Source organism: Exiguobacterium sp. s46 (assembly GCF_018618875.1).
Lineage (GTDB): Bacteria > Bacillota > Bacilli > Exiguobacteriales > Exiguobacteriaceae > Exiguobacterium_A > Exiguobacterium_A abrahamii.
The window spans coordinates 1,086,339-1,111,704 of sequence record NZ_JACSMY010000001.1 but is presented as its reverse complement, the minus strand read 5'-3'; the positions used below and the strand labels follow the sequence as shown (position 1 = coordinate 1,111,704).

The following is a 25,366-nucleotide window of genomic DNA, read 5'->3' as shown; positions in this document are numbered from 1 at the left end:
AGGTGTTATTCATGGATGTAGTATTCGATTATGAAGATATTCAATTAATTCCAGCAAAATCAATCGTTGGTAGTCGTTCGGAATGTGATACGTCAGTCGAGTTCGGTGGTAGACGTTTCAAGCTTCCGGTCGTACCGGCAAACATGCAAACGATCATTGATGAATCGATCGCTTTGTTCTTAGCGGAAGGCGATTATTTCTATATCATGCATCGATTCGAACCGGCTCGTCGTTTGGCTTTCGTTCGCATGATGCAAGAACGCCAACTGTTCGCTTCAATTAGCGTCGGTGTCAAGGAAGAGGAATATCAGCTGATCGAACATCTCGCAGCAGAAGGGCTGACTCCGGAATACATCACGATCGATATCGCGCACGGTCATTCGGAAGCCGTCATTCAAATGATTCGCCACATCAAGTCGCTTCTACCTGCAAGTTTCGTCATCGCTGGTAACGTCGGGACACCGGAAGCGGTGCGTGAACTTGAGAATGCGGGAGCCGATGCAACAAAAGTCGGAATTGGACCAGGTAAAGTGTGTATCACGAAGATTAAGACAGGATTCGGTACAGGCGGTTGGCAACTCGCGGCACTTCGTTGGTGTGCAAAAGCAGCAAGTAAACCGATCATCGCGGATGGTGGGATTCGGACGCATGGCGATATCGCGAAGTCGGTCCGGTTCGGTGCGTCGATGGTCATGATCGGTTCACTCTTCGCGGGGCATGAAGAATCGCCTGGTGAGACACATGAAGTGGACGGAGTGCTCGTCAAGGAATACTTCGGTTCTGCTTCTGAGTTCCAAAAAGGGGAACGCAAGAACGTTGAAGGAAAAAAGATGTTCGTCGAGCATAAAGGAAGCCTGGCGGATACGTTGATCGAGATGGAGCAAGATTTACAATCGGCAATCTCATACGCTGGCGGAAACAAATTGCAGGCGATTCGGACGGTCGACTACGTCGTCGTCAAGAACTCGATCTTCAACGGCGATAAAGTATATTAAAGTGATCAGTTCGCTCTTAACGGAGCGGACTTTTTTTTGTTTCTTTAGCATAACTCTTCCATAGGAGGGGTATACATCAAATGGACCAAAAGATTCGGAATATTTTGGATAGGGAGTGATTGACATGCTATTTGAAACGACATCGTACTTAATCGAAAAATTTGCCACTGTTCGTAACCAAACAATTGCCTTGATTGAACCGCTCGAAGCAGAAGACTTCATCATTCAAGCGAGTTCGGACGTGAGTCCGCCGAAATGGCACATCGCCCATACGACCTGGTTTTTTGAACGGATGATTTTACAAGAATATAGTAAAGGCTATCGAGTCTTCCATCCGAAGTACAATTATCTATTCAATTCTTACTATAATTCAATCGGTCCTTACCAGCCTCGTCAACAACGGGGGATGTTGTCACGTCCGACCGTCGAAGACATCATTGCTTACCGGTCATATGTCGATGGACAAATGGTCGAGTTCTTGAAAGAAGAACGGACTCCAGAAGACCAATGGAAAATCGAATCGTTAGTCGAGATGGGACTGCAACACGAGCAACAACACCAGGAATTGATCTTGATGGACGTGAAGTATAACTTTTTCACGAATCCACTGTTACCTGCTTATCAGTCAAAGTCGTTGACAACAGATGTGCCTGAAAATGCAGTCAAGGAAACATCGTTTATCCAATTCGAGGAAGGACTCGTCGAGATCGGTCATACAGGAGACGGTTTTGCGTTTGACAACGAGAGTCCACGTCATAAAACGTGGTTACATCCGTTTAAACTCGCAACGCGTCCTGTCACGAACGGGGAGTATTTGGCGTTCATTGAAGCAGGGGGCTATCAAAAATCAGAGTACTGGCTATCGGATGGGTACGCAACGGTTCAAAAAGAAGGCTGGAAAGCCCCGTTATATTGGATGAAAGATGACGCGGGAGAATGGACGATCTTTACGATGAACGGTGTCGAACCACTTCGTCTCGATGAACCGGTCTGTCATGTCAGTTTTTATGAGGCGGACGCTTATAGTCGCTTTATAGGGAAACGCTTGCCGACAGAAGCGGAATGGGAATGGGCTTCTCGCCAAGTCGATTCTGTCACGAAGCGTAATATGATGGGAAGCGGAACCTTCCATCCGGTAGCCGTCGAAGAGTCAGAGACAACGCTTGCGAGCATGTTCGGAAACGTCTGGGAGTGGACGTCGAGCGCTTATAGTTCATATCCAGGCAGTAAACCGCTCGAAGGAGCGCTCGGGGAATACAATGCGAAGTTCATGTGTAATCAAATGGTACTGCGTGGAGGAGCGTGCGTGACGCCTGACGATCACATTCGCGAGACATACCGCAACTTCTTCCCGCCTGATAAACGTTGGTTATTTGGCGGCTTCCGATTGGCAGGTGACATGTGATGCGAGAGACAGTCATTGGGTACGATTTATATACGCCGCAACAAAACATGCGTTTAGAAGTCATTGAAGGTCTGATGCGAGAACAAAAGGTCTTACCGGCAAAATATTTTTATGATCATATCGGATCCCAGTTGTTCGAACAGATTACGCAACAACCGGAATATTATCCGACACGGACAGAACTCGCCATCTTGGAGCAGCATCGAGCGGAGATTGCACGAAGTATCGGCGATGTGCATACACTGATTGAATATGGAAGTGGCAGCAGTCGTAAAATCCAGATGTTACTGGAGACATTTACACATCTCGATACGTATATGCCCATTGATATCTCAAAAGACTTCCTAATGGAATCTGCACGCCAATTGTCGGAACGGTATCCTGCGCTGCATATTAAAGCGGTCTGTGGGGATTACTCACAATCGATTTCTTTACCGGTCGAGGAGTCTCAAAAACGAGTCATCTTTTTCCCGGGATCGACGATTGGTAACTTTGAACCGGAGGAAGCGATGCGCTTCTTACGTCATTCCTCACGAATTCTTGAAACGGGCGATGGATTCTTGATCGGTGTTGATCTGAAAAAGTCTGTTGATGTGCTTGAACGGGCTTATAATGATGCAGCCGGTGTCACAGCAGCATTCAATTTGAACATGTTGACGCATTTGAATCAGATGCTCGAGGGAACGTTTGATGTGACACGATTCGAACATCATGCTTTTTATAATGAAGAAAAAGGACGAATCGAAATGCATCTTCGGAGTCAACTCGATCAACTCGTGCAAGTTGGAGATGTGACGGTTCCATTCAAACAAGGGGAAACGATTCATACGGAAAACTCCTATAAGTATAGTAAAGAAGAGTTTGAGACACTTGCCCGTCAAAGTGGTTTTCATTCAGTCAATTGTTGGATCGATGACGATGAACGATTCAGCGTGCATTATTTAGAAAAAATGTAACGGCACATCAAAAAACACTCCCACTTGAAAGCTTCCATTACGAAGCGACACAGGGAGTGTTTTTCTAAATGATATGCCTTATTCGACACGTGCTCCTTCCGGAATCGGATGTTCCGGTACGACGAGAATCGGCATCCATTGTTCCGAGCGACCGATCTCAAGCACCCGACCGGACTCTTCAGGCGTACGACCAGGTATATTGAGTACGGCAATCGCTTGTTTTCCAAGCAATTCATGGACATCGGGTCGCAGTGATTCCCAGTCGAGTGAGAATAAACGCGTAAATCCGTCGAATTGTAGTTCAAGCTGAATTGAGCCATCGGTAAGATCCGAAAGCGACTGGATTGTACCAACACGTATATCTAAAGCATCGAATAATTCAAGAGGAACGATTGGTTTCATGGACAATGGTGTACTTCCTTTCAAAGTGAAGCATAGAGTTGGTCAGGAGTCGAGAGAGACATAGGTCGGCTCATAAGTCGTCCATTCGATATCAGGCGCTTGATGACGTGCAAGCTTCGCTAATTGGCTACCGAGATAGGGTCCGATCGTCAAACCAGATGCACCAAGTCCGTTCGCTAGGAACACGTTCGGATGATTTTGAAGCGGTCCGATCACCGGCAGGGAGTTTTTCGTATACGGGCGTAAGCCGATACGCAGTTCATCAATCGTTGTTTCTTCGAGACGCGGTAAGACAGGTAAAGCCCGATTCAATAAGGCATACATCCCCTTAACGGTTGGTTTCAAGTCGTAGTCGGTCTGTTTTTCGTGTGTTGAACCGACGATCAGTTTCCCTTCGTGGATTGAGACGAGATATAATCCGCGTTGTCCCATGACGACGGGCCAAGTCGTTGATGTAGAATCCGTCAAATCGAGTTGCAGGATCTGTCCCTTCTCCGGATGCAAATCGATTTTAAGCTCAAGTGGACGGAGTAGGTCATTTAACCAAACACCCGCCGTTAAAATGAACTGTTCTGCCGAGTACTGTTCATTTTCCATGGTTATACCAGTGACGACTCCCTTGTCTACGACAAGAGTAGCATCTCCTTCTAGGACGGTCGCACCGTGTTCGACAGCACCACGAATCAATGAGGCACACAAGGCACGTCCGTCAACGCGGGCACCACCGGAAACGAATAAGGCATCCTCGATCTGTTCGACGAGTGGAAAGAGCGTTTTGACACGATCTTGGTCCAGTCGTTCGATACGTTCGATGGCAGGCGCTTCCGGAAAACGGTTTTGCGCAATCGTCTCCATCTTTTCGATTTTTGATGTTTCGTGTAAGGCGATCGTGCCAACTTGCTGATAACCCGTACTCGTCTCACCGAGTGCTTCCAGTTCAGGAATCAACGTCTTATAAAAATGAGCCCCGTTATTCGCTAATTTGTACCATGCCTTATTTCGCCGCTGTGTCATCCATGGACAGATGATGCCGGCTGCCGCATGAGAGGCTCGACCGGGTTCCTTCCGATCGACGAGTAAGACGCGTTCACCAGCCTTCGATAAATGATAGGCAGTCGAGGCACCGAGAATTCCGGCGCCAATGATGATATGGGTGTACATGAAAGATTCAACTCGATTCTGTTCAATTGGAATATCTTTTATTGTAGCAGTAGAAGATCCGGACGACTAGCAAGAGCGGGTTTCCAATCTGTAGCACATCGAATGATGGGAAATGATGGGGAAAGTGAACCATTTGGTGAATGATGACGTATACTAAATATACAGTTTCTAAAAACTGTGAATTAGACGATTAGAAACAGCTGAATTCGGAAACATACCCTTATAGGCATCATGTCCTGTCATCATCGACTTTGAAACGGTCCATCATGAAGGAGGGGAAGGCAATGAATATGAGTCAAGCCATCGTACGCAGACGCTACACGGATCATACTTTATTTTATTCCGCCATCCTAATCTGGAAATTGCTATTCTTCCTGCCACTGCTCATGTTCGTCAACAGCGGCACGGACCATGTGTTTCAAATGTACTTTGTACCGTACCTCACGGTCATCTTCCTATTTCGTGTGATGACCTACTTTGCGACCTATAAAGCATCTTTCATGGAGATGACGGAAATGGGTCTCTCGTTATCCTTGCTGATCGCAGATGTATATTTGATTGCGTTGTTCGATATTCCACTTCCGTTTGCTTTAATTATCCTTGCGCTTGCCTTACTCCACTTCAGTGCGGCATTCAGTCGTTTTCGTTGGTTCCGCCGTCGTCTTTGGTTGAATCGGCATCTTGAGATCCTCAATTATTTGACGGATCACGGTGAAGTACCCATTAAAATTGCCGTCATGGCAGAAGATGAGATGCTTGTGACGACGAAGAGTGGAAAAGAGTTTACGTATCGTCAGGTTTATTGGAGCGGATTTTATATTGAACATGGTTGATTGCTATATGAAAAGGATTTCTCTTCGGGGAAATCTTTTGAGACTGAAGACAAGTGCAATTGTTCTCTAACGAGAAGGATTGCGCTTTTTTTGTTCGACTCGCATCGTTTTCCTGGGACAAGCATCGCGCCGCTTCGCTTCAGGGTCGCTCTTGCTTGTTTTTCCCTAGGAAGCGATGTCGAGTGAACAAAATGCTTCTCGGTCCTTCTTCCGGATATAAAAAAATGACGCATTACACGCCACTCCTACAGGAAAAAGTGCGATTTTGCGCTGTCAGAGACAAACAAGACCCGTTTTCCTGCTCGAATGGAGCGGGAAAACTGGCTTGTGTCTCGCCTGAGGAAAGGGCGTGAAAAGGTGTGTCATTTTTTGAGTCAGTTCATTTGTCTACAATCTGAAAGGATTTCTCTTCGAGGAAATCCTTTTTTTGTTGCATACGAAAAAATATAGTACGCTTACATAGGAAAAGGGGGAGAAAAAGTTGATTCGTTGTATACTGATCGATGCGAATGACACAATCATTTTGACCGATGATGTAAGTCGGATACAGGAGTCGGGCATCAAACGTTATTTCGTTGATTTCGATCAACCGACAGACGCAGAGAAGCAAAAATTGATTGAGGTTTTTGATTTTCATCCACTGGCGATTGAAGATTGTTTTCATTACTTGCAACGCCCAAAGCTTGAATATTATACAGAACATAGCTTTTTTGTCCTTCATGCGCTCGATGAAGGAACGTTGACGAGTCGTGAAATCAATTTGTTCGCAAGTGATCGGCATCTCGTTAGCTACCATGAGCAATCTTCACCAGAAATTGATATCGTGTTTGAACAGTGTAGCCAACGCCTCGACAAACAAGAAACAGTCGACCTCGTACATAAAATCATGGATAAGATCGTCGACGGGTATTTTCCGATCGTTCATGCGACGGAAGATGAATTGTTTGCGCTTGAAGAACGCTACCGAACGCGTGGCAATGATCGTCGGTTGATGGAGGAGATTTTCGAACTACGCGCGCGGTTACTTCGAATCTCGCGGACTGTCATGCCGATGCGGGACTTACTGTATCGTGTCGTCGAATCAAAGCGGTTATCGATTCATCCAAAGAAACAAGCATTCTTTCGCGATTTGTACGATCACTTACTGAAGTTATCGGAAATGATCGAATACAATCGATTAATGACCTCTGAGTTTCGGGATAATTTCATTTCCCTCAACTCGTACCGGATGAATAGCATCATGAAGACGTTGACAATCTTCACGACGATTTTCATGCCGTTGACGTTCATCGCCGGAATATACGGCATGAACTTCGAACATATGCCAGAACTGACCACTCGGTACGGTTATTTCGTGACATTAGGGGCAATGGGACTCCTCGCTTTAGGAATGATTCTGTTTTTCAAAAAAAATCGCTGGTTTGATGAATAAGGGGAGATGTAAGTGGATATTCGACAGTTACTTTTTTTTACGACAATCGTTGAGCAAGGCTATAACTTAACGCGTGCTTCGAAGCACTTGTCAATCTCGCAACCGGCGCTTAGTCAGATGATCCGCGACTTCGAGCAGCTGGAGCAAGTGGAACTGTTCATTCGAAAGCACGGACGGTTGACAGGGTTATCGGAAACGGGACGTCAATTGTATGAGGATGCGAAGATCGTTCTGACACGTCATCAAGCATTGATGGGGCATCTGCGTGAACGCTCGAACGTCGTCCGAGGAAAAGTCCGTCTCGGTATCCCACCCGTCATCCTCCCTGTCTTATTTTCGCAGTTGATTCCGAAGTTCATGGCGGAACACCCTGGCATCGAACTCGAAATCATCGAGGAGGGGGCGTTTGAACTCAAACGTCGACTGTTACTTGAAGAACTCGACTTGGCCATCTTGATCGAACCGGGTGAATCCTATGGCATCGAACGTTTTCGATTGATTGAAGATGAGGTCGTCGTCGCCGTTCGTCCGAATCACCCGTTTCAAGCAAAAGAAGCGCTATCCTATCGTGATATCGGAAATGAACCACTCGTCATCTTGAACGACCGATTCATGTTACATCATCAAATATTATCGGAGTTTCGTAAAGTGCAGCAAGAGCCGAATATCTTCTTCATGTCAGGGGCATGGGACTTGTTGATCGGGATGGTCCAAGAACTTGACGTCATCTCGATCCTACCGGAGCCGATACTACGGTTTCACCATGCGGATGACATTAAAATCATCCCGTTCGACCCACCGATGTTATGGGATGTCTCATTGAACCGACTCGTTGGGACGGAATTACGTCCTGTCATCCGGCACGTCCACCAATACATCGTCCACTATTTTCAGTCGTACTGGCCAACGCCATCGCGTTGACGAGAAGGCAATCAAAAAGGGGACTGACTCAAAAAAAAGAATGACTCGTCTATTCACGCCCTTTCCTCAGGCGAGACACAAGCCCGTTTTCCTGCTTCATTCCAGCATGAAAACGGGTCTTGTTTGTCTCTGACAGCGCAAAAATGCGCTTTTCCTGTAGGAGTGGCGTATGACGGGTCATTCTATTTTTACGGGATAAGGGTGGCAGAATTATGATCTGCCACCCTTATCTTTGTAGAGACTGACTGTTGGGTCAGCCTCTTTTACGTTGGAGCGATCGTGTTTCAAGAAGTGACGTGTGGCGTCAGACTACGAATCTGCTTTGCTGCTTGTTTATAAGGAGTCAGCGTCTCTTGTGCCTGTAACGTCGCGCGTTCACTCTCAAGTTGCTCGAGTGTTTGGCGTAATAGGTGCTCTGAAACGGCTGTCAAAGAAGCGTCCAGATGTGCCGACGCGACTGCAAGCAAGCGTTCTTCTTGAGTGGCAGTATACGCGAGTGCTTCTTGCTTAGTTAATGTCGCAAGCTCCTCCTTCAACTGCTCCTTCTCATTTTTCTCAAAGAAAGCTTTCGCATTCCGGAAGTGGCGTTTGACGCCGACATAAGGCGTTGCATCTTCGAAGGGTCCGTCGAACGTCATTTCGTTTAATCGAGAGACCGTGACAGGTGCGAGTTGGAAGGATTCGTTCCATTGCTCTAGCAACTGTTGCTCCTCTTGTTGACGCCGGATCAAGGCCGATTCGAGCCATTGATCGACACGGAAATGCGTGACCCGGAGCTCTTGTTCAAAATCGAACCGAAGAAACGTCAACAGTTCCGTTAATGCATCCTGTAACGCCGCTCCTTTGCCAGTTTGAGCAAAACGAACAGGATTATAGGCTTCCTTGAAAAAGTCAGGGAAACGGTAATAAATGCGTTGTACGACATGATGCAATAGCTCATGGATCTCTGCTTTGAGTGCAGGTTCGATCAAAGCGGCGCGATTGTCTTCGAAACGATCCGTGACCTGCTGTTCTAAAGCAGACAGCTCAGCCAACCGTTCTTCTTTTCGCAACAGATTCGCTTCAGTCGCAGCGATAAATCGTTCGAGTCGCTGGACGGTCTTTTCCGTCTGCTCAGACAACGATACTTTGGCGAGACCGGTCAGATCCTCCGCTAGGAAGTGATGGAATGCCTCCTCGAATTCAGGTAAACCGGAAGTTGAATCTGATCGCTCTTGTTGCTTTTCCGTGAGTCCTTGTAAGCTCGAGACTCCATACAGTCGAGGCGATCGAATCCCGAAGCGTTGCAATTCCGTCGCGACATAGTTCAAGACATCTTGACGTTCGCTATCTGACGCAGCGAGATCAATCGCGTTGACAAGGAAGAACATCTTATCGAGTTCGAATGCGTCTTTGACACGACCGAGTTGAATCAAGAATTCACGGTCAGCGCGGGCAAAGGCATGATTGAAGTACGTGACGAATAAGATGGCATCCGCGTTCTTGATGTAATCAAAAGCGACATCAGTATGACGGGCATTGATTGAATCTGCTCCTGGCGTATCGACGAGCGTCACGCCGAGACGTGTTAACGGACTATCGTAATAGAAATCGATGACATCTACGAAACAGCTTCGTTCTTCCTGCGCGACATACTGTTTAAAAGCGTCTTGATCGACTGTCTGAGCGGTACCGATGAAGGATTGAACGGTAGGGAATCCTTTCAAGAAAGCACGCAAGAACGGGTCCGTCAGTGACGCGGCACGTGATAAGAGCGTATCGTATGCCTGTTTCGTTGACTCGAACGTCATTGTTTCGACCATTGCTTCATTTAATTCCTCAAGCATCGCTGCTTCCGACTTGAACGTGACTTCTGCCACGCCGTGCGGGTGTGCAGCGTCAACAGGGTGAATCCGGTTGATTGATGCTGTCGTCGGATTCGGAGAGACCGGGAGAACCTTATCTCCGAGTAAGGCATTGCAAAACGATGATTTTCCGGCACTGAAGGCACCGAATAAGGCAATCGTGAAGGATTGGTGTGTCAGTCGGTCCAATTTGTCATTCAAATAAGCGACGGCATCTTCAAAACCTTGAAGACCATTCAGATGCTGACGGATTCGAGCGACGTCTTCAGGTGCATAACGGACGGCTTGTTGCTCACTGATCGTCGTCGCAACTTCAAACGCAGTAGTTTCTATCACCGATTCGTACCCGGTAAAGGAGACGATCGCCGCTTCTTGCTGAATCAATTGCTCCTCCCAGATTGAAACTTGCGTCCGAGCCTGTTCGAGTTGTTGGTCGGATGGACTAGCAACGCCATGCTCATATCGTTCGAGTGCTACGGTAGCCTGTTGCCATGCTTGAACGCTAGTCCATTTATGCTGTAGTAACGTCTGTTGCTGCAATAGCTCAGCTTGTTCTTTCGGGAAAGTTGCCGTCAACTCTTGACGAATAAGCTCACGCCATGCGTTCGTTTCCTTGACGAACCACGCTTGTGTCTGTTCGGCGACACGATTCGTGAACTGGAGCACTGATTCACCTGTGATCGTAATACCGGTTGGCAAGGCACTCTCGAGTACGGAAAGCGGTGGGTCAAGTGAGAGCTGATCGATTGCGACGATATGCGTATCCTGCAGGAGACCAAGGTCACGTAACGATTGTTTCATCAAGTTACGTAAATGAAGCGAAATTTCGGAAGCAGTCACTGTCTGATAGGCACGGAGCACGTCTTGTGCGATCTCTGCTTGAGCCGCTTCCGTTTTTTTCGCGCTACGGAATAATCCAACCTTGAAATCACGCTGACGTGACTCGAGGAAACGGCGCATCTTCTCGCGTAATTCGAACGGCATCAATGTCGCATTTTTCAAAAGTTGATCCCGATGAAGCGAAAACGTCTGTACCCAGCGGTCCGGTTGACGTGCTTCTAACTGTTGCGAGACACGTGCTAATTCGGTTTCGATTTTCGCCGGATTCCGTCGTTCAGCGTCATTCAATTGCTCAGCCATCGTCTCGTTTGTTTCTGAGACGAGACGTGTGAGATAACGTGTATGCTCCTGGTGAAGACTTTCGAGTGTCAAAGCGGCAGAAGTCAACAACTTCGGTTGAGCGTCGCGAATGCTTTGTTTGACGAGCTGTTCGACTTCCGTGAAATCGTTATGCGGATGGGCTGGGTCCCGTAGGCTCGTAAAGAAGATTCCTTTCGGTACGACACCGTGTTCAGCGAAGGACGCATGAACCGAGCGGCGGAAGGCGTCGAATGATAGTTCATCGTTACGATGTTTATCGATTTGATTGACGATTAAATATAATTCCGGTACGGCAGCTTGTAATTCATCCGTCACCATGAAGTTCAATTCGGATTGAACATGATTGTAGTCCATGACGTAAAACAAGATGTCAGCCAAGTGAAGGGCAGACTCCGTTGATACACGGTGGGCATCATCGACCGAGTCGACGCCTGGCGTATCCATTAAGACGAGACCAGGAGGCAGCGCGGACGCGGCATGCGTCAAATCGATTTGTTGGACATCACCACTTTTCCCAAGCGATTGAAGATGCTTCTCTTGCTCTTTTGCAGTCAGACGAACAGACGGCTGTTCATGAAAGTGAACGATTGCTGAATCCATCTCACCTTGCTGAAGTGTCACGATGTTTGCACTCGTCGGAATCGGACTCGTCGGTAAGACCGATTCACCCGTCAAGGCGTTGATCATGCTCGACTTTCCAGCTGAAAAGTGACCAGCAAACGCAATCGTGAACTCTCGTTTTAATAGTTTGCTAGCAAATTTATCTAGTTTATCTAAACGGAGTTGATCCGTTGAAGGTTGAATCAATGTGGCGAGTGAAGCCGTCGCCTCGAGTTGGTTCGATAATCGTTCCTCAAATGAGCGCATGCAATGAAACCCCTTTCTTTCAGTCATCGTCCAGTGTATCACGATTTTTTCCGTTTCGTCATCCTTCCGCAAACGACAAAAACAATCCGCCCAGTAAGAGGCAGATTGTTTTAATTAGGTTCAAGACGACGGAACGATTTCGTCCGCACGTGTCGATTCTTGTTCCGTCGAATGAATCCGGCGCAACAAGTGTAATTTGAAGAGATACATGACGAGCAGGTGAACATTCGCCTGTGTTGCCTTGTAGAGTATCCACGGTAGCGCAGGGACGAATTCATGGATGGCGATGATACATTCTTGCGTACCGGGAATTTGCCGGAATTCAATCCGACCACGGCTATCTTGCTCGACTTTTGCGAACAATCCGCCGGTAATCCGGTATGTCGCCATTTGTCGATCGTGAACCGGTTCCTTCGTCAATTCAAGCAGCGGTTGTTCGTAAAACGGAATGTGGATTCCAACGACTTGATCTTTCACAGTTGACGATAGGAAAGGGCGGGCAAATGATGACAACCAGTTCATATAATCGTCAGCTGCCCAGTCGGCATCGCGATCCTTTGGCAAAAGAACACGTTGTACCGATCGGACGTCAAGGACGTCTGGTGTCGAAGACGACGAGGAAGAAGATCCTTTTTGTTCCTCCTCCTCTTTTAATGCATCTCGGACTGATTGTTCGAATGTGATTTTGCCGTCACTGATGCCGGGAACCATTTTTTCTGGATCCGCAACCATCTCATGGACCATGCTTTCAACGAGTGGATAGACGGTTTCTTTTGGTTCTCCGGACACGAGCGTCACCCAAAGGCGCGATAATTTAACGGTCAATAAAGGAATATCGATCGTCGGTTGTCGTTTACCCATGATGTCGGCTGTTTTAAGGATCATCTCCTTATAGGTCATCGCTTCCGGTCCACCGATATCGATGGCCCGGTCTTTGACGTCATCGCGATCGACACTTTCACCAAGGGCATGAATGACGTCGGGTAAGGCGACAGGATGGGTCTTGTTACGTGTCCATCGTGGGAGTGCCATGACGGGTAAGCGTTTGACGAGTTTCGATAAGATTGGGAACGATGAACCTTTAGGACCAACGATTAACGCAGCACGGATCGTCGTCACCGGTGTTCCGTACGCACCGAGAACGCGTTCGACTTCAAGTCGACTCTTTAAGTGACGCGATAGATTTTCTGTTTCCTCGGGGATGATACCACTTAAGTAGATGATTTGCCGGATGCCGTTTTCTTTTGCGGCACGGGCGAAGTTATCGGCTAACAATAAGTCCATATTCTCAAACGATCCTTGTGTCAATTTAGCAGATGGCATCATCGAATGGACGAGATAGACAGCGATGTCTGCTCCTTTCATACCAGCGATCGTATCGTCTAGAGAAAAGAGGTCGCACGATCGCCATTCGACGCGTTCCTCATTGTCCTTGTCGTCACCATTTCGTGAAAGGGCGATGACGTCATATTTTTTCTTTAGTTCGTTCAGTAAATTGTGACCAATGTATCCGGTGGCTCCGGCTAAAGCTAGGCGCGTTGGCATGGATGTAAACTCCTCTCTTATATCTGTTGTAATGTACCCCCAATCGAGTCGGTTCAATCGCAAGAGGATATGCTGAGACGATTCAGTTGAATGGAATAGGGAATAGTAACATATGGAAAAGAACCAACAGGAAGTATGAAAACAAAGGGGGCTTCAACCATGCAGACGATACAATTCATGCAAGAGGGACATGAACGACGATTCGATCTGTTGTGGAGACGATTAAAGCCGAAACAACGAGAAGATGCAGCGATGGTCTCGATGCTGTACCTTGCGACAGGACAGCCAGAAGTGCTCGAACGGTTCTCGGATTACTTCTTTCCGGATAGTGGTGAGTTTTTTGATCGTGAATTTCTGGCTGAACCCTATCCGAGTCCAGCGTTAGAAGCAATCATCCACTTGATCGTCCAATTGTATAATGGACGAACGACGATCACGATCATCGAGCTGATTGAACGATTGGATGAGCAACAGATGTCGCTCGTACTCGAAGCGATTAAATTGCGGGCATACGGATGTCAGATGCTACAAAAAGGTGCGAAATCGTAATGCCACTCGTATGAATCCGATTGATGAAGAAACTCCTCTTCATCAATCGGATTTTTTGTGAGGGAAGAAAAGTTGTAAGTTCAAGAATCGGTAAGAAGATGTTCGTGAATCAGAGTTCATTAAAATAAATCGCCATGAAAATAAAAGCTAAGTTTATTCACGAAGAACTAATTGAGATGGGCGGCGACTGGAAATAAGATGAAAGTATCAGTAAAAGGTGGTCTAACTATGGAAGGAGTGACATCATGCAGCTCAAAGAATCGATCTACTTTCACTCACCGATTTTCATCCAAAACTTGTTGACGACTTTACAAGGACGTCGCCTGTTCCATGAACGATACGGTCCCGCCTATCAGCAACGTTTACAAAAACTGAAACAGAAGTTAGGACGACCGCATGACGTTCGAGCAGAACAATTGCATCGATTAAACGACTTCCTTTCTTTTTGCCAAACACATAGTCCATACTATCAGGAATTGTTTTCTACCATTGCACTAGAGCTCCCGCTAAAATCGATTGACGAACTAAAACAGATTCCCCCTTTGACGAAAGAAATCTTACGCCAACAAAATGAGGACGTCCATGCGCACGTCCATGCCCCGATTCTCGGAAAAACGGGCGGTACGACCGGTAAATCGATTCAAGTGCATTATACAAAGGAAGACATGCAAATCCGGATGGCACATCTTGACTTCTTCAAGTGGACCCATGGAGTCGATCAAGGGATGCGCCGTGCAAGTTTTACCGGTCAAACGCTTGCTTCCCCGCAACAAAAGGCACCGGTTTATTGGCGGACGAATAAAGTCATCAATCAGATGTTGTTCTCGATCAAAAACATCAATCCGAAAACCGCCGCTGCATACATCGAACAACTGAATCGGTTTCAGCCGGAATCGATTGATGGTTTGCCTTCAGGAATGATCGAAGTCGCACGATATGCTAAAAAATATGGGATGACCTGTACGTTTCGTCCCAAAGCAATCTTCCCGACGGCTGAGATGATGACGGCAGAAGAACGAACGCTCGTCGAAGAAGTCTTCCATGCGCCAATCTATGATCAGTATGCGTCGTCAGAAGGGGCGCCGATCGTCGCCGAATGTCCGTATGGGAAAAAACATTTACATTATGAGATGGGAATCATTGAACGTGATGAGGACGGTGAAATCCTTGTGACGAGCTTCGATACGCATGGTACACCACTTGTCCGTTACCGCGTTGGCGATCGGATGACGCTTAGTCAGGAAACGTGTCCCTGTGGTCATCAAGGTCCGATCATCGCTTCGATCGACGGACGGGGGAGAAGCTTCATTCAACTCAGAAACGGGCACCGTGTCTTTGAAGGCGAACTTGCGGGAATCGTTCGAGCGTTCCCGAACTGTATCGAACGCGTGCAATACATTCAAGAGACGCGGGATGAGATTGTTTTATTATATGTTCCGGATGAACGATGCTTCGAGAAAGAACATGAGAAGAAACTCTTTTTCGTTCTTGACCGACTGTTTGACGGACAATTGAATGTCGTCATGCGCGCGGTACCCGAAATTCCGAAAGAAATCAGTGGAAAAACGTTACTGATTAAACAACAGTATGCATGACACATGAAAAGGCGAGGTCACCGATGATCTCGCTTTTTCGTATGTCCTGAAACTGTCAGTCGCGTGGCCGCACCGGAATCCAGATGGCAGATTGATAATCGGCGGCAGACGGGTCGCCTGCCGAATAAACTTCGAGTTCAGCGTGAGGTAGAGGATCATATCCATGCGATGGGATCCACTCTTGATAGATACGCTGCCACATCTCTTGAATGGCATGCGGCATCGGACCAACGACCGGAAACGTCGCCCAAAGACTCGCCGGAATCGTCATCGTTTCCTGACCGGGCAGAACTTCCGTTGTCGTCGTCGCGATCCAATAATCCATCGATGCTTCGGAGAAATTGGAGCAGACACCAATCACACCTTCAATCTGACCGTCATTTTGTTTAAACAAGGTAGCATCTTGACCAGAATGATTCACATCATTCCAAAACAACGGAATCAGTTGTTGTTGGGCACCATCTTGCGTCGGGAAATGTTTTCGCCATCCTGAAATTTGTAAAGCCGGTCGTTCGATGAGTTGGTAATCCATTTGCTCCAGTCCCTTCAAGGTCACCTGAATGCTCAGGCGGTTATAGGCGTGAATCGGACGTCGCTCGCTTCGCATCAACGTTGGCGAACAACCATGCTGACGTTTGAAAGCTTTTGTGAAAGCTTCCGGCGTCTCATAACCAAAACGTAAGGCGAGATCGATGATTTTTTCGTCCGTCTGTGTCAATTGTTGGGCAGCGAGCGTCAGACGTCGCCCCCGAATGTATTCCGGTAAGGTCATCATCGCAAGTAACGAAAACGTCCGTTGTAAAGGATACGTTTGCATCTGCGCCACCCTTGTCAAAACGTTGAGATCGAGCGAATCTTCTAAATGATCTTCGATATAGTCAATGACGCGTTGAATTGATTCGAGCCACATCTTGTCACCTCCTTGTTTTTAGTATAATAGAGCGATGATCGTCGGACCTGTCCAAGGCGATAGTAATTTGTCAGGATGCATGTTCCCTTATTTTTGTCATATTCTTGTCAGGTACATCGGCTATCGTAGAGACATCGAAACCGTTACTTCCCTTGCGAAAGGACGTGATGACATGGGTATCAAAGAGCAGATCTACAATCGCTCTCCTCTATTTCTCCAGCACCTCTTCACAACCCTCTATGGGTATCAATTGCATCGCGAACGTTATGGACCGGTCTATCAAGAACGGTTCCGGATGCTCCTCGAACGAGAACATACGACGATCGACGTCAAAGCGGAACAACTTGATCGTTTAAATGACTTCCTTCGCTTCTGTACTGAACACAGTCCCTATTACCGTCAGCTCTTCACTTCACATGACATTTGCCTACCGTTAACGGACTTATCCGAACTAAAACATATTCCTGTACTATCAAAAGAAATATTACGAACGCACATGGAGGACATTCAAACAGATGTCGCTGCGCCAATCATAGGGAAAACGGGTGGAACGACAGGCACGTCACTGCAAGTACGATATACGATACCGGATATGCAAATTCGCATGGCCCATCTGGATTATTTCAAGGCGACCCACGGTGTCTACCGTGGCATGCGACGAATCAGCTTTACGGCACAGGATCTCGTACCCGAGCGTCAACAGGTGGACGTCTACTGGCGGATAAATCGAGCGGCGAATCAACTCTTGTTCACGGTGAAACGGTTATCCCCACGGACGATGGCAGCGTATCTTGAAGCCATCGAACGTTTTCAACCAGAAACGATTGATGGTCTTCCGTCAGCGATGATTGAGCTCGCGCGGTTCGCGAAGCGAGAAGGGATCCGCTTGACGTGTCAACCGGTTGCGATTTTCCCGACGGCAGAACGGATCGACGCGGAAGAGCGCCAAGTCATCGAAGAAGTGTTTCACGGACCAGTCTTTGATCAATATGCATCGTCTGAAGGGGCACCTATCGTTTCTGAATGCCGGTTTGGTCAAAAACATCTGCACCATGAGATGGGGATCATCGAACTCGATACAGACGGGGAGATTCTTGTGACGAGTTTTGATACACACGGACCCCCCCTCATTCGCTACCGGGTCGGAGATCGGATGACGCTCAGTCAGCGCACCTGTTCCTGTGGTCACCCGGGACCAATCATCGAATCGATTGACGGCAGGGGGCGGGCATTCATTCAAAAACCGGATGGACAAAAGATTTTTGAAGCGCAACTGGCGAGTCTCGTCAAACATTTGCCAAACAGTATCGAGCGTATTCAATATGTTCAAATGACGACAGATAGCGTATCGATCTACTACGTTCCGGACGCAGAGCGGTTCAGTCAATCAGACGAACGACTTCTGATGGAACGGTTGTACCGTTTATTCGGTCGTGATATCCATCTCGATGTACAAGCCGTATCTTATATCGATGCAGAGGAAAGTGGGAAAATTTTACTCGTTAAATCAAGCTTAACAGGATAAAAAAAGTGGACAGATGGCGCCATCTGTCCACTTTTTATTACTTTTCACCATACCTCGTGTAAAAGTACAAAACATCTCTGCTGTTGGTACTTCTAAAGAGGTACCACGTTAAAAGTGTTAAAGTGCCTCATTGATTCAAATTGTTTTTGATATCTCTTACCTTTTTTAAAAGCCATTTTTTATTTTCTTTGTCTTTTACGATGATAAAATCTTCTGTTCCTTTAACAGAATAGATGGTGGAGCCGACTGAAAAAAGATTCGATTGACTGTTCGCTTGGGGCATTTCATAGGCTTTTGTTTTCTTTAGTATCGTGCTCATTTTTTCTCCTTGTTGCATAGATGCATCCAATTCAACTTCTGTTCCGTTATACTCTTTGTTATTCACAATGACGATCATGGCATGACTAACTTCGTCCTCTGTACCGGTTTGACTGCATCCGAATAAAAATCCAATGAACACAATGACGAATATCTTTTTCATCGGAACCTCCTTATATGAGTATTCGTTGAATAGTAACGTAAATTCATGATAGGTAATAGTCGATTCTTTTACCAAGTATAAGGTAAAATCAGGAAAAGGAGGGAGATAGATGAAACCTCAGATTTTACTGTTAGGCATGTTCCATCTCGATCGCCCGGCAAATGGTGACATGATTCGTCCAGCAATTTTTGATATCGCGTCAGAGAGAAGGCAACGAGAAATCCAAGAAGTCGTCGCTCGATTGAACGCATTTCGACCGACATGCGTTGCCCTTGAGACGGCACCTGAACGCATGAGTGACCTGCAACATACATATGAAACCTATCAACACGAAAGTGATTTAACCGAAAATGAACGGCAACAAATCGGCTTTCGCTTAGCCCGGATGGCAGGAGTAGCAGATCTCCATGGGGTCGATTGGAACGAAATCGTACCCGGCGTACCGGATTTAGGAATCGTCCGTTCACATCATCCGGAAGCCTTTGAGACGATCGTCGCGGCTGAGATGAAACGGACCCAACAGTTAGAGCACGCGATGGAGCAGTTATCCTTCTCCGAATGGCTCGATCGATTGCACGCTGAAGAAACGATTGCAGCGTCGGCTAGAATCTATGATCAAATCGAACGACTGGAGAGCGGGCGGATTTGGGTTGAACGCTACTGGCGAGTCCGTAATCAAAAGATCGCAAATCGTTTACTGCACCTCGCACAGACGAACGAACGAATCGTCTGTTTATACGGTGCTGCGCACCTCCCGTTATTACGACAATATTTGAATGAATCGAACCAAGTCGAAGTGATGACGTGGAACGATTGGAACAACGAAAAGGAGTGTATGTAAATGCTATTTCACTACCATATCTGGACACCACATTTGGAAGAAACAGAAGCTTGGTACACGGCACGCGGATTTCACGTTTCCCAGCGGATCGGGAAGAAAGACGGAGAATTTTCGTCGTTCAATCCACCTCTATCATGGGATGATTTTCGAGCAGATCAAATTTTATTCCGAATCATTGAAATGAAACGGGGAGCGGTCAATGTGACGATCGGATTCGGAAAAACGGTTCGCTTCGATCACATCGGATTTTTGATTCAGCCTGGTGACGTGCAAACGATTCTTGATCGCGCAGAAACGTTATCGTTCACGGTCCAAGCGAACGAGCGGCGGACGTTCTTGCAGACACCATACGGATTACGGATTGAATTGCAAGTCCATGAAGATGCAATTGCGGATACTGATGGAACGACACTTGAGCGTTTAATTCTAACGACACCGCGCGAAGGATTAGAGGCGGATTTAACGAAACTGTTCGATCGACCGATTTCACAAATCCAAACCGTCCGCGGAGAGAAGACCGTCTTACAAGAAGCAGTCTTTTCCGACGTATCGCTCGTAGGTACGGATCCGAACGGTGTTCAGCTCGTCTGCTCATAATCAACGAATACTTTGATTGGGAGATCTGATGTTTCCATTAAGCTAGCGAAGCAACTGGCAAGCTTCGAAAACGAAGTCTCGTGTTCGAACAAAGCGGGCAATGTCGCGTGACGCTCGTCTGAAAAGAGCCAGTCTGCATGCTTGCGGTAGTCCCAGCCGTCACTCGATGCAACGATCTGAAGTTCTTTTGCGTGAAACGCGGGCGTCAACGTCAAGGCTTCCCGGTTGCCGTCCGATAAGACGCAGATTGCACCATGAGGACGGACAGCGGACTGAAGCTCGGCAAAGGCCGCTTGGCGTCCGGAACATTCGATGGCGGCGTCATACATACTTGAACCCGGTGTGACAACACGTGCACCTAATTGACGCGCTAACTCCGCTCGGGACGTAAGCGGCTCGAGGATATCAATCTGACGAACGTTGACGTAATGCCGTAAGTAATGTACCGTCAGCAAACCGATCGTACCCATTCCAGAAACTAAGACGCTTGTGTCGGGTGTCAATGTTAGCTTTCGGACGCCTTTTGCCGCGTCACAGGACAGAATCAACAGTAGGGCTTCGCGCGGTGAGATATGAGCAGGAACCGGGATGACCTTCGATACAGGAACGATCGCCTGATCTTGATGACCATAGAAGCTGACGACCCGATCTCCGGGCTTGACGATTTGGACGGCGTCACCAACTGCAAGCACTTCGCCATAACTTTCATATCCTGTCTCGAGCGGATAGTCATAGCTGGTTTCGGTCATGTCTTGTTCCAGCCATTGGGGAAGTTCGGCACCGATACTGATGGCACCGGCTAGAGTGCGGACGTGGACGTCATAGATGCCAAGCGGCGGCAGTTCCCGAACAAGATAACCAGGCGTCTTCGACTCCACAAGACAGCAAATTGTTGTAGTGTTCAACATGTAAACCTCATTTCATTGTTGGATTGATTATATATGGATCAAGCATATACCACTTTATTTGTAAAATATAACAATTCGAAACCAGAAATGATGTAGAATAAAAAAGAAGAGGGGGGAATCAAATGGCACCATTATTAATTTTGGCATTGCTCGTGTTCGCATTTTTGACGTTTCGGTATAGTAAGATCCTCGCCCGAAAGGATATTTCTGCCGCAAACAAACGACTCGCAATCGTCTTTTATTTGATTGCCGTCAGTGGACTTGGCGCTGTCGTTTATTTCAACGTATAAGGAGGACCATCCATGCATTCAACGACAAAACGACGAATCGGTGCGTATATCATCAACCAAGCTGTTTATTTCGGACTTTCTGTCGTCATCGAAAAAACGGTGTTACGACGTGTGAAGTCAGAAGTCGTTCACGCTGTCGTGACACAACCGACGATCAGTTTTCTAGGAGAAGTCGCGCAATTAAAACTGTTGAACGGAAAAACAATCGGTGGTCAGATTTGCGGCATCCAGGTTGAAAGCGAGAACGGATTGCCGTTGACGACAAAACAAATCGTCCGCCGAACAGTCTATCGTGATACGGTCTCGTTATTTAAGATTCGACCGTACTGGAAACCGTTTCTTGAGAACGGACAACGATTACCGGAAGATGACTTCGCGAGAACGATCGTCCGCTTGAACCAGGAAAAGCTAAAAAATGAAGCTTGATTTTCATGTCCATAGTGTCCGTGCCTCTCAACCTATAGGAGCCATTCTGCTCTATCATGGTTGGGGCGGAACAGCTGTCTCTTATCTAGAGTTTGCGCGACAATTATCTGAAGAAGGGTATGATGTCTTCATCCCGGAACTTCTTCGGCATGATCAACGTGATCCGCTTGATCATCCATTTGATTCAGAAGTAACGACGACCTATTTTTGGACGGTCGTCGAACAATCGATTACGGAAGCGACAGCTATCATCGAACAATCAGGCTGGCATGTTTCAGACGTGATAGCGATCGGCGTCTCGATGGGTGGGTTCATTGCCCACGGGATCATGTCGCGTCAGCCGATTAAAGCACTCGTTGCGATCAATGGGAGCGGTGCCTATCTTGAAGCAGAACGTCAATTCTGCGTTCGTGACGGGCGACCTGCTATCAAAAAGGAGGATGTACCATGGAAGCTCGATCCAATCAGTGTGATGGATGAGCGTCCGCGGTTGCTCCTGCACGGCGATGCCGATGACATCATTCCACTATCGATCCAGCAGTTCTATCATGCAACCGCTGTTCAAGCAGGTATGGCGAAAACGACCGTATTAGACGTTTTTCCGGGTGTCAATCATATCGTGACCGATGCCATGATCAAGCAACTGATTGCATGGCTGAAGCACGTCAAACTTCAAGGGGCGACAGATGGACTACATACGTTTTCTTCGCACTAAGGTCGGTCAAGAAAAAGTGATGTTGAACTTTGCCGGTGGGATTGTCTTTGACAAGAAGGGGCGCATTCTTCTTCAAAAACGGCGGGAGCAACAAGCATGGGGCTTTCCCGGCGGCGCACTGGAACTGGGAGAGTCGCTCGTTGAAGCCGCACAGCGTGAGATTTTTGAAGAGACCGGTTTTCATGTCAGGATCGAACGTTTGAGTGGTGTCTATTCGAAGTACGAAGAGATGTATCCGAACGGGGATGTCGCTCAGCCGATCGTCCATTTTTTCGTTTGCCGAATCAATGGGGGGCAATTGACGATTGATTCCGATGAATCACTCGACGTTGCTTTTTTTGAAAGAGACCAAATGCCAGAACTCTATAGCGAACTGCATCAAACAGCCTGGAACGATTTTTTGACGGAAACGGGTCCGGTCTTTCGATAATGCAAAACATCCTTCTGATTTTCACGTCAGAGGGATGTTTTTACATGCGACATATTCAGCGTTCAAAGCCACCTTCGGAATGGATGACTTGCCCGGTCACCCAGCCACCGTCAGGACTGACGAGGAATTGGATCAATCGTGCGACGTCTTCCGGCGCACCGATTCGCCCGAACGGAAAACTAGGTTTAAGCGCCGTCCGGGTTGCTTCATCCATCCAAGTCGAGTCTGTCGGACCCGGATTGACCGCATTGACGGTGATGCCAAGCGGTGCCACGGCTGCCGCGTAAGTCTTCGTAAACGTCGACAAGGCACCTTTTGTCGTAGCGTAAGCAATCTCGTCAGGCATCGGACCGAGATCTTGTCCGGACGTCAGTTGAATGATACGACCGGACGTTAGATGTGCTTCAGCGAATCGTTTCGTGAAACGTGTCGCGAGCAACAACGGTGCCCGGAGATTGACGGCATAGTGTTGATCAAGACTGGCTGCATCAAGTGTTTTCCAATCCGTCATCGTCGAATGGGCAGCGTTGTTGATCAGGATGCTTGGTGTTCCAAAGTCTTCTACCTGATTGAATAAATCGTCAGCAGCATCTGCTTGACCTAAATCTAGCTCGATCGCAAGGACGCGGGCACCTTGATTTTCGAGTTCGGTCGTAAAACTAGCCGCCCAATCCGCTGTTGCTTTAAAATAAGTAAAGACCAGGTCATGTCCGGACGAGGCAAGCTGGCGGCAAATCGCAGCTCCGATGTCGCGTGTCTGACTGGCACCGGTCACGATGGCAATCGGTCGTTTCGTCATATGTACGCTCCTTTACATAGATACATTCAAATAAATGAATGGTTCCAAATGTTTACAAAAACAGTATAGCGTAAGAAAGACAATGAACGGAAGCGTTATCATGATTTAACATACTGATTAAATGCATGTTTTGACTTGAAATGTGGTAAAGAAAAAGTGTACGAAATTATTCGTTAAACAGGTGGGGAAGGATGAATCGATCATGAAAGCAATCGTCTTATTCGACGGAGAATGTAATCTCTGTGACGCGAGTGTCCAGTTCATTTTGAAACGAGACAAAGGATATCATGATTTTGCTTCGTTGCAAGGGGAAACAGGACAAGAAATCGTCCGTCGTCATCATCTTCCGGAAACGATCGACAGTGTCGTTGTGATTGACCGGGGTGTACCCTATATCAAATCAGATGCAGCGTTACGGATTGCCCGTCATTTAAAAGGTGGATGGCGTCTGTTGAGTGTGTTTCAGATTGTTCCACGTTCACTTCGAGATCGCGTCTATGATTTCGTTGCAAACAACCGTCATCGCTGGTTTGGACAAAAGCAGCAGTGCGCGTTACCGTCTCCGGAGACGCGAGCTCGATTTCACGACTAAAGATGAAAAACCGCGACGAATCGGTCGCGGTTTTCTTTCTGTTCATTGGTTGGTCACATGCAACCAGTGACAACTTGGCAATGGATCGCCGAGGAAACTTAATCCTAAATCATGGGCTTGGTGGATTGTTTCAAAACAATCGTCTCCCTCATCCAGATACACTTCATGATGCGGTGATTGGAGGTGTGTTCCTGCGATACGCCAAAGATTTGAACGGTGTGTCACCGTTATTTCGTAGTCGATGTTTGGTGAGACGACGAGCGGATTACCAACAGAATGATGAAGCGTATATCGAGTTGGTGATTGATGTGATAAATAGACTTGCTGTGTCGAAGCGACATCTTCTCGATATAACTGATGACGAGCATCAAAAGAGCGAGTAGGATTTGCTTGTTTTGATAGTTGATGAGTGGTTTCACCATTACATGTCAGGACCTCTGTAAAGGTACGATACTCTTTAGAAAAAGGCGAATATTGTCGCGCATCGCCTTCGAAATAACGATGCGGAGAAAACGGATTCGGGTTCATGAGAATCGGAGGAGCAATGAACGTTAGTACACGCAATCGGTATGAAGAAACCTTCGTATGTGAAGCGGATAGCGGGTACAAAGAAAAATAGAGCACGAATTGTTCAAATTCCCGTTCTCGGTCTTGTTCTTGTTTTATCTGATTCGTAACGCGGGCGAACGTCTCGATAATACGTGCGAACGGCATCGATTTTCTAGAAATGGGACGTAACATCCGGATTTCGAAACGTGTAAACTGTTCAGGGTCAATCGTTCCTTTCCATTCGGGTGTTGTAGTTTGACCTAATCGATGCTTATCTTGAAATATCGAATAATGCGATACCTCTGGAATTTCACCCCATAATAGTCGGACAGCATGATTTTGTTGAATCAGGACAGTCACTTTTCGGTTCCAGAACAAATCATCCGTACTTGAAACAAGAGCCGTGACGATACGTGTCTTCGAATCTGAATCAATCAGTTCGAACGACAAAGGCTCATATAAAGGGAGTACATCCGTTTGATAGGTATTCGAGTTCTGAATGAAACAAGGTATACCGTTTAAGAAGAGTCGGACGTTACTTGTTCCTTTCCAGGTGAGACAAACGGTTTCTCCGCTTTGTTTGATTTGAATGTGATTGATGTCAATCATGGGACTGATCGCTCCTTACACGAATTAT

25 protein-coding genes are annotated in these 25,366 nt (G+C 47.1%); 16 read left to right on the top strand and 9 right to left on the bottom strand.

What is annotated here, in order from left to right:
* Window positions 1–11: 11 nt before the first annotated feature.
* The 3 genes from guaC (at window position 12) to egtD (ending at window position 3,356) form a co-directional block, all read left to right on the top strand.
* Window positions 12–995, top strand: coding sequence for a GMP reductase (gene guaC / locus KNQ08_RS05965; protein WP_214723470.1), 984 nt, complete (start codon window positions 12–14; stop codon window positions 993–995).
* A 124-nt stretch (window positions 996–1,119) separates the two neighbouring features.
* Window positions 1,120–2,400: an ergothioneine biosynthesis protein EgtB gene (gene egtB, locus KNQ08_RS05960; protein ID WP_214723468.1), complete on the top strand. Its 1,281-nt coding sequence runs from the start codon at window positions 1,120–1,122 to the stop codon at window positions 2,398–2,400.
* Window positions 2,400–3,356 carry an L-histidine N(alpha)-methyltransferase gene (gene egtD / locus KNQ08_RS05955; RefSeq protein WP_055968420.1) on the top strand — a complete coding sequence of 319 codons (957 nt, stop codon included), beginning with the start codon at window positions 2,400–2,402 and terminating at the stop codon, window positions 3,354–3,356. The genes egtB and egtD overlap by 1 nt, the downstream gene beginning before the upstream one ends.
* Before the next feature lie 78 nt (window positions 3,357–3,434).
* Here egtD and KNQ08_RS05950 read toward each other — a convergent pair whose 3' ends face one another.
* Both KNQ08_RS05950 and KNQ08_RS05945 read right to left on the bottom strand, forming a co-directional pair.
* The gene (locus KNQ08_RS05950; protein ID WP_133207443.1) at window positions 3,435–3,758 is read right to left on the bottom strand and encodes a hypothetical protein; all 324 of its coding nucleotides are present in this window, start codon (window positions 3,756–3,758) and stop codon (window positions 3,435–3,437) included.
* Between the two features lie 42 nt (window positions 3,759–3,800).
* Complete coding sequence (locus KNQ08_RS05945) at window positions 3,801–4,919, bottom strand: NAD(P)/FAD-dependent oxidoreductase (RefSeq protein WP_035397025.1); 1,119 nt, start codon at window positions 4,917–4,919, stop codon at window positions 3,801–3,803.
* Between the two features lie 284 nt (window positions 4,920–5,203).
* Here KNQ08_RS05945 and KNQ08_RS05940 point away from each other — a divergent pair, with 284 nt between their 5' ends.
* From KNQ08_RS05940 to KNQ08_RS05930, 3 genes are all read left to right on the top strand, one after another.
* Entirely contained in the window at window positions 5,204–5,752 is a 549-nt protein-coding gene (locus KNQ08_RS05940; protein ID WP_023468520.1) for a hypothetical protein, read from the top strand.
* 481 nt (window positions 5,753–6,233) lie between these two features.
* Window positions 6,234–7,184 (top strand): magnesium/cobalt transporter CorA, encoded by a 951-nt coding sequence (gene corA, locus KNQ08_RS05935; protein WP_214723466.1) that lies wholly within the window; start codon window positions 6,234–6,236, stop codon window positions 7,182–7,184.
* Window positions 7,185–7,196: 12 nt separating this feature from the next.
* Complete coding sequence (locus KNQ08_RS05930) at window positions 7,197–8,105, top strand: LysR family transcriptional regulator (protein WP_214723464.1); 909 nt, start codon at window positions 7,197–7,199, stop codon at window positions 8,103–8,105.
* Window positions 8,106–8,389: 284 nt separating this feature from the next.
* On the opposite strand, the gene KNQ08_RS05925 is transcribed toward KNQ08_RS05930, so the two are convergent.
* Both KNQ08_RS05925 and KNQ08_RS05920 read right to left on the bottom strand, forming a co-directional pair.
* Window positions 8,390–11,977 carry a dynamin family protein gene (locus KNQ08_RS05925; protein WP_214805094.1) on the bottom strand — a complete coding sequence of 1,196 codons (3,588 nt, stop codon included), beginning with the start codon at window positions 11,975–11,977 and terminating at the stop codon, window positions 8,390–8,392.
* Window positions 11,978–12,097: 120 nt separating this feature from the next.
* The gene (locus tag KNQ08_RS05920; RefSeq protein WP_064299730.1) at window positions 12,098–13,522 is read right to left on the bottom strand and encodes an NAD(P)H-binding protein; all 1,425 of its coding nucleotides are present in this window, start codon (window positions 13,520–13,522) and stop codon (window positions 12,098–12,100) included.
* A gap of 159 nt (window positions 13,523–13,681) precedes the next feature.
* Between KNQ08_RS05920 and KNQ08_RS05915 the strand changes: the two genes are divergently transcribed.
* Window positions 13,682–14,071, top strand: a complete 390-nt coding sequence (locus KNQ08_RS05915) for a hypothetical protein (protein ID WP_035397030.1) — start codon at window positions 13,682–13,684, stop codon at window positions 14,069–14,071.
* Between the two features lie 245 nt (window positions 14,072–14,316).
* Window positions 14,317–15,666 carry a phenylacetate--CoA ligase family protein gene (locus KNQ08_RS05910; RefSeq protein ID WP_214805092.1) on the top strand — a complete coding sequence of 450 codons (1,350 nt, stop codon included), beginning with the start codon at window positions 14,317–14,319 and terminating at the stop codon, window positions 15,664–15,666.
* Window positions 15,667–15,721: 55 nt separating this feature from the next.
* Here the strand turns inward: KNQ08_RS05910 and KNQ08_RS05905 are convergent, their stop codons facing one another.
* Window positions 15,722–16,576 (bottom strand): AraC family transcriptional regulator, encoded by an 855-nt coding sequence (locus KNQ08_RS05905; protein ID WP_214805091.1) that lies wholly within the window; start codon window positions 16,574–16,576, stop codon window positions 15,722–15,724.
* 172 nt (window positions 16,577–16,748) lie between these two features.
* Here KNQ08_RS05905 and KNQ08_RS05900 point away from each other — a divergent pair, with 172 nt between their 5' ends.
* Complete coding sequence (locus KNQ08_RS05900; protein WP_214805090.1) at window positions 16,749–18,101, top strand: phenylacetate--CoA ligase family protein; 1,353 nt, start codon at window positions 16,749–16,751, stop codon at window positions 18,099–18,101.
* A gap of 127 nt (window positions 18,102–18,228) precedes the next feature.
* Here the strand turns inward: KNQ08_RS05900 and KNQ08_RS05895 are convergent, their stop codons facing one another.
* Window positions 18,229–18,582 (bottom strand): hypothetical protein, encoded by a 354-nt coding sequence (locus tag KNQ08_RS05895; protein ID WP_214746073.1) that lies wholly within the window; start codon window positions 18,580–18,582, stop codon window positions 18,229–18,231.
* Window positions 18,583–18,691: 109 nt separating this feature from the next.
* Between KNQ08_RS05895 and KNQ08_RS05890 the strand changes: the two genes are divergently transcribed.
* Both KNQ08_RS05890 and KNQ08_RS05885 read left to right on the top strand, forming a co-directional pair.
* Window positions 18,692–19,423, top strand: coding sequence for a DUF5694 domain-containing protein (locus tag KNQ08_RS05890; RefSeq protein ID WP_214805089.1), 732 nt, complete (start codon window positions 18,692–18,694; stop codon window positions 19,421–19,423).
* On the top strand, window positions 19,424–20,020 hold the full coding sequence (locus KNQ08_RS05885; protein WP_214805088.1) for a hypothetical protein: 597 nt from the start codon (window positions 19,424–19,426) through the stop codon (window positions 20,018–20,020).
* On the opposite strand, the gene KNQ08_RS05880 is transcribed toward KNQ08_RS05885, so the two are convergent.
* Window positions 20,002–20,928 (bottom strand): zinc-dependent alcohol dehydrogenase, encoded by a 927-nt coding sequence (locus tag KNQ08_RS05880; protein WP_214805087.1) that lies wholly within the window; start codon window positions 20,926–20,928, stop codon window positions 20,002–20,004. The two genes, KNQ08_RS05885 and KNQ08_RS05880, sit on opposite strands and share 19 nt — an antisense overlap.
* A 122-nt stretch (window positions 20,929–21,050) precedes the next feature.
* Between KNQ08_RS05880 and KNQ08_RS05875 the strand changes: the two genes are divergently transcribed.
* The 4 genes from KNQ08_RS05875 to KNQ08_RS05860 are packed head-to-tail and all read left to right on the top strand — an operon-like array spanning window position 21,051 to window position 22,789.
* The gene (locus KNQ08_RS05875; RefSeq protein ID WP_214805086.1) at window positions 21,051–21,218 is read left to right on the top strand and encodes a hypothetical protein; all 168 of its coding nucleotides are present in this window, start codon (window positions 21,051–21,053) and stop codon (window positions 21,216–21,218) included.
* Between the two features lie 12 nt (window positions 21,219–21,230).
* Window positions 21,231–21,644: an RDD family protein gene (locus tag KNQ08_RS05870; protein WP_214805085.1), complete on the top strand. Its 414-nt coding sequence runs from the start codon at window positions 21,231–21,233 to the stop codon at window positions 21,642–21,644.
* Entirely contained in the window at window positions 21,634–22,359 is a 726-nt protein-coding gene (locus tag KNQ08_RS05865) for an alpha/beta fold hydrolase (protein WP_214805084.1), read from the top strand. The genes KNQ08_RS05870 and KNQ08_RS05865 overlap by 11 nt, the downstream gene beginning before the upstream one ends.
* Window positions 22,331–22,789 (top strand): NUDIX hydrolase, encoded by a 459-nt coding sequence (locus KNQ08_RS05860; RefSeq protein ID WP_214770486.1) that lies wholly within the window; start codon window positions 22,331–22,333, stop codon window positions 22,787–22,789. The genes KNQ08_RS05865 and KNQ08_RS05860 overlap by 29 nt, the downstream gene beginning before the upstream one ends.
* A 55-nt stretch (window positions 22,790–22,844) precedes the next feature.
* Here the strand turns inward: KNQ08_RS05860 and KNQ08_RS05855 are convergent, their stop codons facing one another.
* On the bottom strand, window positions 22,845–23,588 hold the full coding sequence (locus KNQ08_RS05855) for an SDR family oxidoreductase (RefSeq protein ID WP_055968397.1): 744 nt from the start codon (window positions 23,586–23,588) through the stop codon (window positions 22,845–22,847).
* A 181-nt stretch (window positions 23,589–23,769) separates the two neighbouring features.
* Between KNQ08_RS05855 and KNQ08_RS05850 the strand changes: the two genes are divergently transcribed.
* A complete protein-coding gene (locus KNQ08_RS05850; RefSeq protein WP_432277370.1) occupies window positions 23,770–24,180 on the top strand; it encodes a thiol-disulfide oxidoreductase DCC family protein in 411 nt (136 codons plus the stop codon).
* Window positions 24,181–24,222: 42 nt separating this feature from the next.
* On the opposite strand, the gene KNQ08_RS05845 is transcribed toward KNQ08_RS05850, so the two are convergent.
* A complete protein-coding gene (locus tag KNQ08_RS05845) occupies window positions 24,223–25,338 on the bottom strand; it encodes a hypothetical protein (protein WP_055968393.1) in 1,116 nt (371 codons plus the stop codon).
* Between the last annotated feature and the right edge of the window lie 28 nt (window positions 25,339–25,366).